Below are 17,138 nucleotides of genomic sequence, written 5' to 3'. Positions count from 1 at the left end.
TGACGTTGGAAAGCGAAAAAGGACTACTCGTCGAGCTTTTCGCCGGTCAGCACATGGGCGTGCACATGGAATACGCTCTGGCCCGCATCGAGGCCGGTGTTGAAGATCAGACGGTAGGCGCCATGGAATTCATCGTCGGCGATTCGTTGCGCGACCTCGACCATGTGCGCCAGCTGACCGGCATCGCCGGTGGCCAGCTCGGCGACGTTCGCATAATGGGCGCGCGGCACGATGAGTACGTGCACCCTGGCCTTCGGATTGATGTCCTTGAACGCATAGGTGGTGTCATCCTCATACACCTTCTCGCTTGGGATTTCACCGGCAATGATCTTGCAGAACAGGCAATCCGAATCGCTCATGACGCTCCTTCGTTGTGGTTGCGGACCTTCACCTCCATGCTATTGCGCAACCGGGATAAACCCGTGCATTGGCGTCACACGAAACGGCCCAGTGCGCGGGCCAGCAGCGACAACGCGACGGGACCGGCCGTGGAGGCCCTCAGAATGTTGCTCCCCAGCACGCATGCTTCGGCACCCGCCTCGGTAAAGGATGCGACCTCGGTGTCACTGATGCCGCCTTCCGGACCGACCACCACGTAGACGGTTCGCCGACGGCCGTCCTCCAGACATCTGTCCGACAGATCGGCGATGTTCTGCTCGATTTGGTTCCAAGTCTTCGTGGCATCCTGATGCAGCACGACCACCAGGTCACCGTGCACGCAGGCACGTCTGCAGATGGCGACCACCTGCCTGCTGGTCACGCACTCCCCCAGTTCGGGAGTCCAGGAACGACGCGACTGCTCCGTCGCGGCTTCGAGCACCTGCCGCCATTTCCTGTCCGTACGGCCCGCCTTCCACTTGGCGATGGAACGGTCGGCCTGCCACGGAATCACCTCATCCACACCGATCTGCGTGGCGGTGTCGATGGCCTGCTCGTCATGGCCGCTCTTGGCCAACGCCTGCACCAACGAAAGCCTGATGGTCGGCTGGGATTCCCTACCGAATCGCAGCACTTGCGCGATACCCTGCTGCGCATCACGCAACACGGCATGGATGCGAAGCCCCTTGCCGTCGGACAGCTGCAGTTCGTCGCCATCCTTCAAACGCATGGCCTGAATCGCATGACGCCGCACCGAGGCGGGTAGCGTCAACTTCCAACCGGCATTGAGCTCGTCGCTATTCACCGGCACGTCATCATGTTCCGTGTCAAGCAGAAAAAGGGCATCAGTCATAGCTTCCGAGCCTATCATCACCCCATATAACGCCTGCAAAACAGGGCGACACGCCGTGATTTGCATGACTGGGATCAGCTGCTATAGTTTTCATTCGTTGCCGCGAGCAACAGACACCTGTCCGGGTGGCGGAATGGTAGACGCGCTAGCTTGAGGTGCTAGTGCCTATTTTATACAGGCGTGCGGGTTCAAGTCCCGCTCCGGACACCGGATAAACCCCTTGGAAACAAGGGGTTTTCTTGTCTCTAGCGAAAGCCGGCGAAGAAATGCAGTTCATCCATCTTGATTCCATCGACGACGACCGCGTCGCCGCCTACACCAATCTCACCGAAATCCAGCTGCGCAACAAACTGGAACCGAGCAAGGGACTGTTCATCGCCGAATCGCCCAAGGTGATCGACCGTGCCCTGGCGGCCAATCGCGAGCCGATATCCCTGCTGGTCGAGGAACCGTGGATCGAAGGCATGTCGGAGACCTTCGCCTTCATCGATGAGCGTTGGGGCGAAGGCATCCCCGTGTACGTGGCGTCTCCGGAACAGCTCAGGCGGCTGACCGGGTATCGTCTGCACCGCGGCGCGCTGGCCGCCATGAAGCGTTGGATCCTGCCAAGCGTCGAGGAGGTGTGCCGTGGGGCACGACGCATCGCGGTGATGGAGAACATCGTCGACCACACGAACGTCGGTGCGCTGATGCGTTCGGCTGCGGCCCTTGACGTCGACGCCGTGCTGGTCACCCCCTCCTGCGGCGATCCGCTGTATCGGCGGGCCGCACGCGTGTCGATGGGCACGGTGTTCCAGATTCCATGGACCCGCATCGGTGGCGACAACAAGCATTACTGGCCGTTCACCGGCATGGAGGAGCTGCATGATCTCGGTTTCACCACCGTGGCCATGGCATTGGAGGATGACTCCATTCCCCTGGACGAACTGGTGCGCAGACTCAACAACGGACCGTCCGAGCCCGATCACATCGACAGACTGGCGCTGATCTTCGGCACCGAAGGGGATAGCCTATCGCATCATACGATATCCCGCGCGGATCTCACCGTGAAGATCCCCATGAGCCACGGAGTGGACAGTCTCAACGTGGCCGCTTCGAGTGCCGTGGCTTTCTATTCGACCGCGATTCACTGAAAAGTCTTGAAAAAGTTCGAGACTCGCGGGGCAAAAGCCTTGCAAGTTGCAGAAAATATGCAATTATTGTGTGCGTAAGCGGTTTGCGAAGAAGCATTCCGACCGAAGATGTGCGGTGTCGATATGACGCTCTAAGAGAGGAGTTCTCATGGCGAAGAATCCGAAAATTCTTTCCATCGTACTTGCAGGCGGCGAAGGCACGCGCCTGATGCCCCTGACCCGGGACAGGGCCAAGCCGGCCGTTCCGTTTGGCGGTGTGTTCCGTCTGATTGATTTCCCATTGAGCAATCTGGTCAATTCCGGCTACATGCAGACCGTCGTGCTCACCCAGTACAAGTCGCATTCGCTTGACCGTCACATTTCGACGGTGTGGCGTTTCTCGCCGCTGCTGGGCAATTATGTCTCCCCCGTTCCGGCTCAGCAGCGTCTCGGCAAGCACTGGTACCTGGGCTCGGCCGACGCCATCTATCAGACCATCAACATCATCGAGGATGTACAGCCGGACATTGTGGTCATCGTCGGCGCCGATCACGTGTATCGCATGGACTTCCAGCAGATGGTGCAGCAACACATCGATTCCGGCGCGGAATTCACCGTGGCCGGCATCCGCCAGCCGATCAGCCAGTCCAACCAGTTCGGCGTGATCGAGGTCGATCCGGAACACCCGAACATGATCAAGAGCTTCCAGGAGAAGCCGCAGACCACCACCGGCCTGCCGGACGACCCGAACTCCATCCTCGCCTCCATGGGCAACTACGTGGCCAACACCGATGCCCTGTTCGAAGCGCTGTCGCTTGACGAGAAGGCCGAAGACACCAAGCACGACATGGGCGGCGACATCGCCCCGTACTTCGCATCCCGTAACGAGGCCGGTGTCTATGACTTCAATTCCAACGAGATTCCGGGAGCCACGCCGACCGACCACGCCTACTGGCGCGACGTGGGCACGTTGAGGCAGTTCTACGATGCGCATATGGATCTGATCTCCTATGTGCCGGAATTCAACCTGTACAACACCGAATGGCCGATCTATACGCTGTCCGGCAATCTGCCGCCGGCGAAGTTCGTGCATGCCGGCCGCGACCGTCTCGGCCACGCCACCGACTCGATTGTCTCCCCTGGCGTCATCGTCTCCGGCGGCGAAGTGCACCATTCCGTGCTGTCGCCGAACGTGCGCATCCATTCGTGGTCGCAGGTCGTCGATTCGATTCTGTTCGACAACGTGACCATCAACCGCCGTGCGCGCGTATACAAGGCCATACTTGATAAGAACGTCGTACTGACCGAGAATTCGACGGTGGGCATCGATACCGAGCATGATCTGGCCCGTGGCTTCACGGTCACGCCTGATGGCATCACCGTGGTCCCGAAGGGCACCGTCGTCGACGACTGACATGAACGCACAATGACAAGGCGTGTTCCCGGACTATCGGGAACACGCCTTGTCATATCATATAGCCGACGGAAAATCAGTATTTCGGCAGATTATCGAAGCTGAAACCGATGGCGGCCAGCTGTTCACGACCTTCCGGCGTGATTTTCTCCATGGTCCAGCGAGGTTGCCAGGTCCAATCGATGCGGAATTCCTCGACCAGACCCGCCAAGGTGCTGGCGCATTCGTCTTCGATCAGATCGGTCAATGGGCATGCCGGCGTGGTCAGTGTCATGGTGATGATGGCGCGGCCAAGTTCATCGATTTCAATGCCATAGACCAGGCCCAGATCGATCACGTCGATGCCGAGCTCCGGATCGATGACCTGATGCAGGGCTTCCTTCACGTCGGCAGCGGTCGCGCGGCCGATGTCGTCGACCGCCTTCAACGCGATGCCATCATCCTGCCCGTCCTCGCAGCCACAGGCCCCGGCATGGCCACCGCATCCACAGGCATCCTGCGACGTGGCTTCCTTATGTTCTATTTCCACCGGTTTACCGTCCTTGAATCCTTTGGCCAAATTGGGGTTAAGCATGACGCGACGCGCGGCGTCTTCGTCGTTATCCAAAGCCTTGGCCACGGAATCGAATACGGAGGCCTGCGGTTCGGGCACCAGATTTTCGCTCATTGTCGCTCCATTTACGCTTACAGGTAATGCTGTTGAGTAGATTATCGCTTCGGGGGCGGTTTGTCATCGGTGTTTCGTCCATCGCCAAACGTGGCTGACAAAACGCCGCTGCATCGACATGTCAGCTTTTGGCCGCCAGGGCTTTGGCCACGGAATCCTTCATGCCCTCCCACCCGAGCAACGCGCATTTGATGCGCATCGGGTATCGGGACACGCCTTGGAACACGATGCCGTCCTCCAGGGACTCCTCAGCCGCCTCATCATCCAGGCCCTTGCCTCGGGATTCCATAAGCCTGTGGAACGTTTCGGCCAGATGCATGGCCTCATCCACGCTCTTGCCTTCGACAAGGTCGACCATCACCGACAGGCTGGCCTGTGAAATGGAGCAGCCGTGGCCGTCCCATACCAGACGCTCGATGGTATGCGGCTCGCTGTCGGAGACCTCGACATGCACGGTCGCCTCATCGCCGCAGGTCGGATTGAACTGGTGGGATTCACCCGGCGTGCAGTATTCGTGGCTCGCCTGTATGGTGGACTCCCCTGCCTGCGAGGCGCCTTCCGATGCCAGATCAGGCGCAAAATGCTCCTTACCGTGCGGATCCCGTGCCGCTTCGAGAATGACCTCCTGGTACATCTGCTCGAGATCGCCGCCGGACATTGCAACATCATTCATACTGATTCACTTAACTCCAAAGAACGGACGAACCTGCTTCACCGCCTCGACGAGCGCCTGCGCATCCTCGACGGCATTATAGACGCCGCTGGAGGCACGGTTGGAGGCATACACGCCGAAATGCCGATGCACCGGCTGTGCGCAGTGGTGGCCGACACGGATGGCGATGCCTTGCGCATCGATGAACTGGCCGACGTCATGGGGGTGCACGCCGTCCACTTCGAACGCGACCGTCCCGATGCGATGCTCGTTGTCGCGAGGTCCAAGAATGCGTACGCCTTCGATGTCACCGAGCTTGAGCAGTTCGTCGGTAAGGGTCTTCTCATGCGCTTCGAGGCGCTCCATGCCGATGTTCATCAGCCAATCCGCAGCCACCCCGGCCGCCACGACCTGGGCGACCGGCTGGGTGCCGGCTTCAAAACGCGCCGGAGGCTCCATGTATTGCGCCTCCTGATCCATCCATGCAAGTTCCACCATGGACCCGCCGAAATTCGCCGGCGGCAGGGCCTCGAGCAGGTCACGCCTGCCATATAGAAAACCGACGCCGGTCGGACCGTACATCTTGTGCGCGCTCCATGCGGCAAAATCGACATCCAGCGCATGGAAATCGACCTTCAGATGCGGCACGGACTGGCATGCGTCAAGCACGAACACCGCACCCACTTCATGCGCACGCCTGATGATGGGTGCGATATCGGTGATGGCGCCGGTGGTGTTGCCCACATGCGTGACGGCGACGATTCTCGTACGTTCGGTAATCACCTCGTCGGCGCTATCGGAACGGATACGCCCCTCATCGTCCAGATCGAACCATTTCAGGATGGCTCCGGTACGGGCCGCCAGCTCTTGGAACGGCAGCAGCACCGAATGATGTTCGGCCTTGGATACCACGATCTCATCGCCCGGCTTCAGGGCGAAGCGTTTGGCCGCCGCCCCTCCGCGCCCGAGCGAGGCATTGCCGAAGGCCGTGGCCAGCAGATTCAGACCGGCGGTCGCGCCGGAGGTGACGACGATCTCCTCCCCGCCTTCCGTCGCGTTGGCGCCGACCAGCCGGGCCATCTTGGCACGGGCCTCCTCGAACGCCATGGTGCTGCGCGCGGCAAGCTCATGGGCGCCGCGGTGCACGCCGGCGTTGATCGTCCTATAGAATTCCGCTTCCGCATCAATCACGCATTGCGGTTTCTGCGCGGTCGCCGCGGAATCCAGATACACCAGCGGATGCCCGTGGATCCGCTGATCCAGAATCGGGAACTCCTTGCGAATCGTTGCGAAATCCGTCATGCCAGCGCGCTTTCGGGATCGGCATCCTCCGGCAGATATACGTCATAGCCGTTCTCTTCAAGTTCGTCGGCAAGCTCCGGGCCACCCGTCTTGACGAAGTGCCCGGCTGCGAACACATGCACGATGTCGGGCTTGATGTACTTGAGGATCCGGGTGTAGTGCGTGACCATGAGAATGCCGAACTGATTGGCCTCTTTGGCACGGTTCACCCCTTCGGACACGATGCGCAACGCGTCGACGTCAAGACCGGAGTCGGTTTCGTCAAGGATGGCGAACTTCGGCTTGAGCAGTTCGAGCTGCAGCACTTCGGCACGCTTCTTCTCGCCGCCGGAGAAGCCTTCGTTCACGGAGCGGGTGGCGAACTTCGGATCCATTCTGAGGCGCTTCATGGCCTCGGTCAGTTCCTTGGTCCATGTGCGGATGGCCGGGGCCTTGCCATCGACCTCGGTCTTGGCGGTGCGCAGGAAGTTGGTCATCGACACGCCCGGTACCTCGACCGGGTACTGCATGGCAAGGAAGATACCCGCCTTGGCGCGCTCATCAGGGGTCATCTTCAGAATGTCCTCGCCATCGAGCAGCACCTGGCCGGAGTCGACGATATACTTCGGATGGCCCGCCAGCGTGTAGGCCAGTGTGGATTTACCGGAACCGTTGGGGCCCATGATGGCATGGGTCTCACCGGAGTTGACGGTCAGATTCACGCCCTTGAGGATCGGCTTGATGCCGTCCTTGGTTTCGACGTGTGCGTAAAGATCCTTAATTTCAAGAGTTGACATGTTATGCTCCTACGATTCCCTTACTTCTCTTCCAATACCTGCGCCACCGCGTCGCTTTCGCCGCGCGTCAGACGCTTGTCGATGACGTTCATCAGATGTTCGGAGATGGAGGGGATGCCGATCTCCTCAACGAGCTCCCCGAAGAAGCCGCGAACCACGAGTTTGCGCGCCTCGACCTCCGGAATGCCGCGGGACTGCAGATAGAACAGCTCCTCATCGTCAAAGCGTCCAACGGACGATGCGTGCCCTGCGCCGATGATGTTGCCGTTCTCGATTTCGAGATTCGGTTCCGAATCGGCGATCGCGCCAGGGGTAAGCACCAGATTGCGGTTGAGCTCGTAGGAGTCGGTACCCGGCGCGGTCGGTGCGATCAGGGCATTGCCCACCCACGTGGAGTGCGCATCCTTGCCATCGAGCGCACCTTTGTAGACCACACGGCTTCTGCACTCGGGATGATTATGCACGATCATGGTACGGTGTTCGATGTGCTCGCCCGGATCCACGAAGTAGATGCCGAGCATGTTGAGATCACCCTGCTCGCCACCGAAGTCCTGATCCATGCGGATACGAACCACGTCGCCGCCGAGCGTCACCACGGAATGACGCAGCGAAGCGCCCTCCCCCATGTGGATGCGTTGATTGCCGATCTGCTTGGACCCCTTGTTCCACTCCTGGATGAACGTGGTGGAGATATGCGAATCCTTACCGGTGGAGATTTCCACGCCTTCGGCGATACGGGCGTCGCCGTCATGCTCCACGACCACATCGGCATGCGTATGGTCCGCGGCGATGACCACCAGATGGAAGGCATCCATGGCAAAGCCGTTGCCGTGGACCTTGACCAGCACCGGTTGCCCGATCTCACCTTCAAGCTTCAGCACTGTCGCCCGTTCGCCGGAATTCCATTCCACTGCGGAGACACGGTCATTCGGTTTGGAGACGATGCCCGTGCCGGCATCGCCCAATGCGACCCGGTCAACGGTTACGCCGTCGGCCAACGGCGACCCGTCGATCATGCTGACGGAGATATCGGTTTCATTGGATGGTCGGAATACGTCGAAGAATTCCTCGACACGTTCGACCGGCGTATAGCGCCAATCCTCCTGAGTGCGGTCCGGCCTGGCGAAGGCGCTCACTTCAAAGGAGCGCGGCGCGCGATCGGCCGAAGACGGCATGGCCGCCGGATTCGCATACGAATCATTCGGATCCGCAACGGGAATGTTGATTTCCTGAGTCTGTGCCATGGTGATCAGCCCACCGATCCTTCCATCTGCAGTTCCACCAGTCGGTTCAGTTCGAGCGCGTATTCCATCGGCAGCTCACGGCTGATCGGCTCCACGAAGCCGCGCACGATCATGCCCATGGCCTCGTCTTCGGAAAGGCCACGGCTCATCAGATAGAACAGCTGGTCTTCGGAGACCTTGGAGACGGTAGCCTCGTGCGCCATGGACACGTCATCCTCACGCACATCCACATGCGGATAGGTGTCGGAACGGCTGAACTCGTCAACCAGCAGTGCGTCGCATACGGTCGAGTTCGAGGAGCCTTCCGCACCTTCGACGATTTTGACCAGACCGCGATAGGCGGAGCGGCCGCCGCCTCGGGAGATCGACTTGGCGACGACTGTGGAGCTGGTATGCGGAGCGAGGTGGATCATCTTCGCGCCCGTATCCTGATACTGCCCCTTGCCGGCGAAACCGAGCGACATGGTGCTGGCCTTGGCGTACGGTTCGGCGAGGATGCAGGCCGGATATTTCATGGTGGCCTTGGATCCGATGTTGCCATCGACCCATTCCATGGTGCCTCCCTCACGCACGTAGGCACGTTGGGTCACCAGGTTGTACACGTTGTTCGACCAGTTCTGCACGGTGGTGTAGCGCACGCGGGCATGTGGCTCCACGAAGATCTCCACCACGCCGGAATGCAACGAATCGGTGGAATAGATCGGCGCGGTGCACCCTTCCACGTAATGCACATAGGAGCCTTCGTCCGCAATGATCAGCGTACGTTCGAACTGGCCCATGTTCGGGGTGTTGATGCGGAAGTAGGCCTGCAGCGGAATGTCGACGTGCACGCCCTTCGGCACGTATACGAAAGAGCCCCCCGACCATGCGGCGGTGTTCAGCGCCGAGAACTTGTTGTCGTTGCTCGGAATGCACTTGCCGAAGTATTTCCTGACGATCTCCGGGTACTTCTGCACGGCGGTGTCGGTGTCGACGAAGATCACGCCCTGATCGGCAAGCTCCTTCTGGATCGAGTTGTAGATGACCTCGGATTCGTACTGTGCGGCGACGCCGGAAACAAGACGGCTCTTCTCGGCTTCCGGAATACCCAGCTTGTCATAGGTGCTGCGAATCTCCTCCGGTAAATCATCCCAAGTCGCGGCCTGCTTGTCGATCGGCTTGACATAGTACTTAAAATCATCCGCGTCGAAATCCTTCAGATCGACGCCCCACTGCGGCATCGGACGATTGATGAAGTCACGGTACCCTTCAAGCCGTTTCTCCAGCATCCATTCCGGCTCGTTCTTGTCCGCCGAGATGGCACGCACCACGTTCTCGTCGATGCCCTTCTTCGCCGCTTCGCCGGCGAAGTCCGTATCATGCCAGCCATAGGTGTAGTCACCGAACTGCTGGATGATCTCGTCATCCTGTTTGATCTTGTCTTCGTTCACACGCGAACGATCAGCCACATACTGACTCATCTCCACGTCAGCCGCGGCGTTGGGCGCTTGGTTTTCTACCACCGTACGCTGCCTCCATTCACTGATTAATACCTATGACAACCTAACAGAATGCATGGCGAAATACTAGTGTCCCATTCGAAATTCGGCTCCCCACCGGCGTGATGTATATAACAAAACGGGGGGAGCCGATCAATCGACTCCCCCGAACATTCGGCTTATTCAGCGTGCCTGCTGGTGTTCAAGCGCGGCATTGACCAGACCGGCGAACAGCGGATGCGGCTTGGTCGGGCGGGACTTGAACTCCGGATGGGCCTGAGTGGCCACGAAGAACGGGTGCACCTCACGTGGCAGCTCCACGAACTCGGTGAGCTCACCATCCGGACTCTGGCCGGAGATGCGCAGACCGGCCTCACGCAGGCGGTCCTTGTAGGCCACATTCACCTCATAACGATGACGGTGACGCTCGGTGACGTGCGTGGTGCCGTACAGTTCGGCGACGATGGAGCCCTCCTCAAGTTCGGCCGGATAGGAGCCCAGACGCATGGTGTGGCCCATATCGCCATTGCCGGCGACGATATCCTTCTGCTCCTCCATGGTGGCGATGACCGGGTTGTCGCAGTCCGGTTCGAATTCGGAGGAATTCGCGTCCTCGATGCCGAGTACGTCGCGGGCGTATTCGATGACCATGGACTGCAGACCGAGGCACAGGCCTAGGGCCGGCAGCTTGTTCTCACGGGCGTAGCGCAGGGCGCCGATCTTACCGTCAATGCCACGGATGCCGAATCCACCTGGGATGACGATGCCGTCGACCTGATCGAGCGCGGCCGCAGCCCCCTCTTCGGTGGCGCACTTGTCGGCGGCCACCCATTTGACGTTCACCTTGGCCCAATTGGCGAAGCCGCCTGCCTTGATGGCCTCGGTGACGGACAGGTAAGCATCCGGCAGGTCGATGTACTTGCCGACGATGGCCACGTTGACTTCATGCTTCGGATGATGCACGCGTTCGAGCAGATCCTCCCACTCGTCCCAGTCGACGTCATGGAACGGCAGGCCGAGTTCACGCACGACATAGGCGTCAAGGCCCTCGTCGAACAGGGTCTTCGGCACATCGTAGATGCTCGGGGCATCCACGCAGTTGACCACGCCCTCGGAGTCCACGTCGCACATCAGGGAGATCTTGTCCTTGATGGACTGGTTGAGCGGACGGTCGGAACGCAGCACGAGGGCATCCGGGGAGATGCCGAGCTGGCGCAGCATCATCACGGAATGCTGGGTCGGCTTGGTCTTGAGCTCATGGGCGGCGGCGATGTACGGCACCAGGGAGACATGCACGAACATGCAGTTCTCGGCGCCCAGATCACGACGCACCTCACGCGCGGCCTCCAGGAATGGTTGGGATTCGATATCGCCGACGGTACCGCCGATTTCGGTGATGATCACGTCGACGTCATCGGAGGCCTGGGCGCGCATGCGGGACTTGATCTCATTGGTGATGTGCGGAATGACCTGCACGCACTGACCGAGGTACTCACCAGCGCGTTCCTTGCGCAGCACCTCCTGATAGATCTGACCGGTGGTGACATTGGCCTTCTGGCTCAGGTATACGTCGAGGAAACGCTCGTAATGGCCGATGTCAAGATCGGTTTCGGCACCATCCTCGGTGACGTAGACCTCACCATGCTGGAACGGATTCATCGTACCCGGATCCACATTGATGTACGGATCGAGCTTCTGCTGCAAAACCTTGATGCCACGGCTACGGAGCAGACGGCCGAGGGAGGAGGCGGTCAGGCCTTTGCCGAGAGAGGAAACAACGCCGCCAGTGACGAAAATATGCTTGGTAACGTGCTCTTGAGAATTGCCATGTTGTCTTCTAACCATGGAACTCCAGCCTATCATCGACGCATGACGCGGCGTGTTTCGCCCGCATAAGAAAGGTGGGGTCGTTTTCGTCACGACGACCCCACCCTACGGAGACGGAAGAATGCAGTCAGCCAATCATGTCGGCTATAGGCCGTTCTCCTTTCCGTGCACAATCAGCACGGTCCCGGAAATGAGAGCCAACAGCGTCGCCACCAGCATGATGCCGAATATGTCGGCACCGGTCGCGGCGATTCCATTCGGCGCGGCGGACGCGCTCTTCTTGCCGGACGACGGCTTGTCGGCGGATGGTTTGGCCGAATCGGGCTTGCCATTGTCGGCATTGCCATTGTCGGTCTTACCGTTATCAGGCTTGCCATTGTCGGTCTTACCGTTATCAGGCTTGCCATTGTCGGGCTTCTTCGCCGTATCGAGCTGCAATACGGTGGCCGATAGTGCACCGGCGGCATACGAGCCGCCCTTGTCCACGGTAACGGTGGCGGCATCGGCATTCACCTTGCCATTTGCGACCAGCGCCTTGTAGGAACCGGAGTCGAGCCCCTCTATCTTGGCGGCACCGGCATTGGCGTTGAAAATCACCACATACGTGCCGTTCTCGTCCTTGACCTGGTAGGCCACCACACCGTCGGCGGACTTGATCAGCCTGACGTTCCTGTCGATGTCGTCGTAGCTGGTCAGCCGTAGCGCCTTGATCTGCTTGCGCAGTCTGATCAGGCCCTTGACGTAGTCGACGGAGCCGGCATACTGCGTGGTGCGGTCCCAGTCGATGGCGTTCATCGCATCACCGGTGTTATAGCTGTTGCCGTTGCCGCCTTTGGTGCGCAGGAACTCCTGACCGAGCTGAATGGCCGGAACGCCTTCCGACAGGTACACGATGGAATCGGCGAGCTGGGCACGGGCCACGGTGGTGGCATCGTCATCCGTCGGGACGGAGGCGCGCAGCTTGTCGTACAGGGTCATGTTGTCGTGGATTTCGGCGTAGTTGACCACCTGACCGGCATCCGCGTAGCGATCCTGCGCATTGCCGTTCCAACAGGTCGTGGTCGCATCCGCCTCATAGCGGCATCCGAGCGCATTATGCGCGATGAGATTCTCCTGACCGGTCTTGCCGGAGACGAAACCCGTGTCGGCGTCGGAGAACACGGAACCCTTGATCCCATCGCGAATGGAATCGTTGAAGAAGGCGATGCCGTTGTTCTTGCCGTCGGAGGCCACCTCATAGGCATTCGGCTGAATGGTCATCTTGCTCTTGTCCATCGTGGTGTTCATATCCCAGCCTTCGCCGAGGATGATGATGGACGGGTCGATCTTGTCGAGCGCGGCACGGACCTCCTTCATCGTCTCGATGTCGATCAGGCCCATGAGATCGAACCGGAAGCCGTCGACGTTGTAGTTCTTGGCCCAGTAGGTCACCGAATCGACGATATACTTACGCATCATCCTGCGTTCGGAGGCGGTATCGTTGCCGCAGCCGGAGTTGCTGACGAGCGAGCCGTTGGCATCGTAACGGAAGTAGTAGCCCGGAACCGTCTTGTTGAACGAGTGGCTGGCCGCGTTGTAGACGTGGTTATAGACCACATCCATGATCACGCGGATGTCGTTGCCGTGCAGCTCCTTGACCATCTGCTTCATTTCGGTGACACGGGCGCTCGGGTTGCCTGGATCGGAGGAGTACGAGCCTTCCGGCACATTGTAGTTCTCCGGGTCATAGCCCCAGTTCTGCGCACCGGCGGCGTTGTAGCTCAGGTCGCCGGTCTCGTTGACGGAACCGTAGTCGTACATCGGCATGATCTGCACATGGCTGATACCCAGGGATTTCAGATAGTCCAGACCGGAGGTCGCACCCTTGGCGGTCTTCGTGCCGGATTGCACGACGCCGAGATACTTGCCCTGCCTGTCGGCGGAGATGCCGGAGTCCGGACTGATCGAGAAGTCACGGATGTTCATCTCGGCGATGGTGGCATCGGTGGTCTTGCCGAAGGCCGGCATGCGATCGCCTGCGGATCCCATGTCCTTCTTGGAAAGTACGACGGAGCGTTCGCCGTTGGCTACCGCGGCAGTGGCGTACGGATCGGCGGAGACGTTCACCGTACCGTCGGCGAAGGTGAGCTGATAGGCATAGGCCGTGCCGGAGGCGAGGTTCTTCACCTTGGCGCTCCATACACCCTTGTCGCCACTCGTCATGTCGATGGTCCTGTCGACTTCGGCATTCGGGTCGACGGACTTGTAGGTGATGAGCTTGACATCGGTCGCGGTGGGCGCCCACAGTTTGAAGGACGTCCGTTCGGACTTATGGACGGCTCCCAGATCATCGCCGTCGTAGGCGTTCTCCTTGTCGAAGCGGGCGGTACGGACAACGGAGCCCGCGACGGCATTCTGCGAACCGAAACCTTCGATTTCGACGGTGTACCTGCCGCGCATGTCAAGGTCCTTCTTCACCGTGATCTTCACAGTGTTGCCGTCGACGTCGATGCTCTCGACCGCAACGGCCTTGCCATTGGCGTCCTTGACGGAAACCGCACCCTGAAGATCGTCCGCGGAGACCTTCTTGGACAGTCTGGCCGACAGCTCCCGGTATTTGGAGATCTCGGCGGACTTCATCGACGCCCCCAACGACGGGCGGGATGTGTACACGACGGCGTCGCCGCTCATCAGCCACACTTCAGCCGACGCATTGCCGTCGGTGTCGAACACCAGGGCATCGGATGGGATCTTGTGGTCGGCGTCGTCGGGGTCCTTGGCGCTCCACGCGTCACCGCCGTACCTGCGCAGCATGCCGATGTCGGAGGTTCCGCCGGCATTGTAGTAGGTGTAGTTGGTGAACGAGTACTTCGCAATCTCGCCCCAATCGTCATGGGAGTCGAACGTGGCGTTCCCGCCTCCCCAGTTGGAGGACCAGGTCCAGATATCCCACTGCGGGTTCTTGACATCCGCATCGTTTGCATTGAAATAGAGTCCGTCGTCGCGGTAGTAGTGCACGGTCACATTCACCGTCTTGGCGGTACAGGCGTAGTCGGCCGGAGCCGAGTCGAGGGTCTCCACCGTGGTGGCCTCGCCCTTGTCTTCGTTCTTCGTGCCGTCGATCCACACTTCCGCGGTGCCGTCGGCGTTCACCACGGCCTTACGGTCGCCACCATATTTGTTCCAGCCATCGGTGGTGATGATGAAACCGAAATCGGCGTATTTGCCGGTGAAGGTGAACGATGCCACCTTGCCCCAGCAGTCGGTACCGTCGAAGGCGTGATGCTCGGCATTCATGCCGGTGCCGTTCGAGTCGGTGCCCCAGATGTATACGCCACGCTGGTCATCGGCGTCGGCCGGCCTGTAGTGCACGACAAGCCGGGTCTGGCCCTCCATGGATTCGGGGTTGCCTACGGATGCGTTCTGACCGGCCACGCCCACATGGGTGATGCCCGCGTCGGCATGGTAGTTGCCGCCGCCGCTCGGATTCTCCCAAGCATCGGTGTCGGCATCGTGGAACACGAAGTCGATCTTCTTGCCCTTGGTGTTGATGGTGGCGGTATAGTACCCCTGTGCATCCAAGGTCATGTCGGCTTCCGGCTGGTTCCAGTCATCGCCCAGACCGTAGTGGACCTTGGGGGTCTTCCAGTCGCATTCGCCGGCTTGTAGTAGATGGTGACGGTCTTGTCGGTCGCGCTCACCTCGTCATCCTGCTGGCCGATGTCCGGATCGGAAGGATCCTTGGCGGCGGAAGCCTGTGGATGCGATGTCTTGGTGGCGCCGGCGTACAGTGCGATGGCGGAATGCGCCGGAATCTTCGTCTCGACCTTGCCTCCCTTGACGGTTACGGTCTTGGAGCAGTCCATGACCGCATACACGTCGCAGTACTCGCCATCGGCGAGGGAAGTCGTGTAGCTTGCGTTCTTGTCGTCCTTGGAATTGTTGATGGCGATGAAGCCCTTGCCATCACGGGAGAACGCGATGTTGCTGTCGCCGTCGTCCTGCCAGTCGGTCACGGCGGCATCGCCCGCATAATTATGGAAGGCGATCATGCCGCGGGTGGAGGTCCACCGTTGTTCGCAGTTCCAATCGGAGGAATTGGCGGAGCATGCGCTGCCCATGTCGACATCCGGCACCTTGGTGTCGGTGGCGCCGGGTGCCCCGTTGTCGTTGACGTCCCACTTGTAGTCGGACAGCAGTCGCGGAGTGCCATAGTCATAGGCGAGCATGAACGCATTGGCCAACTGGAACCTGGAACCGTCCTTGTATGTGAGCGCGCCCTGGTTGCGGGCGGTGTCCCAATTGGTCACGAATACGTTGGCGTTCGCGGAGTCGATGTCCTTGTCAAGACGGTCCTTCAGGCCCTTGAGCTTGGCGATTTTGTCTTTGAAAGCTTGGTTCATCTCGCTTTTGAAGCCGAATTGCGTCACGGTGCCGTTCTGCAGGTAGTTGCTCGGCTGGATGCCGGACGCTTCGGAAGAGTTGCCGATGACTTCCTGAATCCAATAGATGTCATTCGCGTTCTTGCCGATCTTCTGCGCGAACTTCTCCTTGAGCGCCTTCATGCTGTTGGTATTGATGTGCTTGACGGCGTCCATGCGGAATGCACGCACACCGGCATTCCATAGCGATACGAGATAGTCGGATTGGATGTCCTGCACCTTCTCGCTTTCGGAATCGAAATCCCACATGGAGCTCAAGCGGCATTCCTGCACTTCCTGCTGGTTGGTGTAGTCGGATATGTTCCTTTTGCAGCCATGGAAGTCCGAATCGGTGATACCGCCCGGATATTGCGAGGTGGCGAATCCCGGATAGGTTCCGGTGGAACCGTTGTAGTCGCTGCCGGCCACGCCTTTCTGGTCTCCGGCGGCGACGTCGGAACCGGTGGTCTGATTGATCACGACATCGGCGATGATATCCACGCCGGCGGCATTGCACTGCTTGATCATGTTCTTGAATTCGGCCTCGGTGCCGAGTTTGGAATCAAGCTTGTAACTCACCGGTTGGTAGCTCGTCCACCACTGCGTGCCTTGAATGGACTCCTGCGGGGGCGACACCTCCACGTATGCCACGCCCTCAGGTCCATAGGTGTCGGTGCATTCCTTGGCGATCGTGTTCCAGCTTTGCTGGAAGGCGATGACCTGCACGTCTTTCTTGGCGCTTGTCCGTGCTTCTGGCTGGGCTTGGGCCAACGTCGGCGCCACAAGTGCGGCGCACGCCATGGCTATGGCGACGCCAATCGCCACTGCTCGGCCAGCCGGTCGATTCTGGACGACCATAACTCTCCGTTCTCATCATCGAGATCAGCGAACGGGCTCCACAGCAGAATCCCACCACTTGACAACGTATGCGTTATTTGTATTCGTAGATAACGAATAACCTAAGACACACTCCGCGATGAATGTGCATACGTTTGCATCCTAAGTTGCGCCCAATTGTAGCGGAAACGCTGCGTA

The 17,138-nt window shown here is 59.7% G+C and carries 11 protein-coding genes, 1 tRNA gene and 1 pseudogene; 3 read left to right on the top strand and 10 right to left on the bottom strand.

Annotated features, from left to right (window positions below):
- Positions 1–23: 23 nt before the first annotated feature.
- Both BMOU_RS04705 and BMOU_RS04700 read right to left on the bottom strand, forming a co-directional pair.
- Positions 24–359, bottom strand: a complete 336-nt coding sequence (locus tag BMOU_RS04705; RefSeq protein ID WP_034875320.1) for a histidine triad nucleotide-binding protein — start codon at positions 357–359, stop codon at positions 24–26.
- Positions 360–433: 74 nt separating this feature from the next.
- On the bottom strand, positions 434–1,231 hold the full coding sequence (locus BMOU_RS04700; RefSeq protein WP_034875318.1) for a 16S rRNA (uracil(1498)-N(3))-methyltransferase: 798 nt from the start codon (positions 1,229–1,231) through the stop codon (positions 434–436).
- 119 nt (positions 1,232–1,350) lie between these two features.
- Between BMOU_RS04700 and BMOU_RS04695 the strand changes: the two genes are divergently transcribed.
- From BMOU_RS04695 to glgC, 3 genes are all read left to right on the top strand, one after another.
- Positions 1,351–1,438: transfer RNA gene (locus tag BMOU_RS04695), tRNA-Leu, on the top strand.
- A gap of 59 nt (positions 1,439–1,497) precedes the next feature.
- Positions 1,498–2,364: a TrmH family RNA methyltransferase gene (locus BMOU_RS04690; RefSeq protein WP_034875317.1), complete on the top strand. Its 867-nt coding sequence runs from the start codon at positions 1,498–1,500 to the stop codon at positions 2,362–2,364.
- Between the two features lie 148 nt (positions 2,365–2,512).
- The gene (gene glgC / locus BMOU_RS04685) at positions 2,513–3,757 is read left to right on the top strand and encodes a glucose-1-phosphate adenylyltransferase (protein WP_034875315.1); all 1,245 of its coding nucleotides are present in this window, start codon (positions 2,513–2,515) and stop codon (positions 3,755–3,757) included.
- Positions 3,758–3,833: 76 nt separating this feature from the next.
- Here the strand turns inward: glgC and BMOU_RS04680 are convergent, their stop codons facing one another.
- From BMOU_RS04680 to pulA, 8 genes and pseudogenes are all read right to left on the bottom strand, one after another.
- On the bottom strand, positions 3,834–4,424 hold the full coding sequence (locus BMOU_RS04680) for a metal-sulfur cluster assembly factor (protein WP_034875314.1): 591 nt from the start codon (positions 4,422–4,424) through the stop codon (positions 3,834–3,836).
- Between the two features lie 121 nt (positions 4,425–4,545).
- Positions 4,546–5,097: a Fe-S cluster assembly sulfur transfer protein SufU gene (gene sufU / locus BMOU_RS04675; protein WP_034875312.1), complete on the bottom strand. Its 552-nt coding sequence runs from the start codon at positions 5,095–5,097 to the stop codon at positions 4,546–4,548.
- 6 nt (positions 5,098–5,103) lie between these two features.
- Complete coding sequence (locus tag BMOU_RS04670) at positions 5,104–6,378, bottom strand: cysteine desulfurase (protein ID WP_034875310.1); 1,275 nt, start codon at positions 6,376–6,378, stop codon at positions 5,104–5,106.
- Complete coding sequence (gene sufC / locus BMOU_RS04665) at positions 6,375–7,154, bottom strand: Fe-S cluster assembly ATPase SufC (protein WP_034875308.1); 780 nt, start codon at positions 7,152–7,154, stop codon at positions 6,375–6,377. The genes BMOU_RS04670 and sufC overlap by 4 nt, the downstream gene beginning before the upstream one ends.
- A 20-nt stretch (positions 7,155–7,174) precedes the next feature.
- A complete protein-coding gene (sufD, locus tag BMOU_RS04660; RefSeq protein WP_034875306.1) occupies positions 7,175–8,398 on the bottom strand; it encodes a Fe-S cluster assembly protein SufD in 1,224 nt (407 codons plus the stop codon).
- Between the two features lie 5 nt (positions 8,399–8,403).
- Entirely contained in the window at positions 8,404–9,858 is a 1,455-nt protein-coding gene (gene sufB / locus BMOU_RS04655; protein WP_137648276.1) for a Fe-S cluster assembly protein SufB, read from the bottom strand.
- A gap of 201 nt (positions 9,859–10,059) precedes the next feature.
- Complete coding sequence (locus tag BMOU_RS04650) at positions 10,060–11,721, bottom strand: CTP synthase (protein WP_034875302.1); 1,662 nt, start codon at positions 11,719–11,721, stop codon at positions 10,060–10,062.
- Between the two features lie 126 nt (positions 11,722–11,847).
- A pseudogene (gene pulA, locus BMOU_RS04645) lies at positions 11,848–16,961 on the bottom strand (type I pullulanase).
- Positions 16,962–17,138: the final 177 nt, after the last annotated feature.

The organism is Bifidobacterium moukalabense DSM 27321, from assembly GCF_000522505.1.
In the GTDB taxonomy this organism is placed as follows: domain Bacteria; phylum Actinomycetota; class Actinomycetes; order Actinomycetales; family Bifidobacteriaceae; genus Bifidobacterium; species Bifidobacterium moukalabense.
This window is presented reverse-complemented; position numbering and strand designations above follow the sequence as displayed.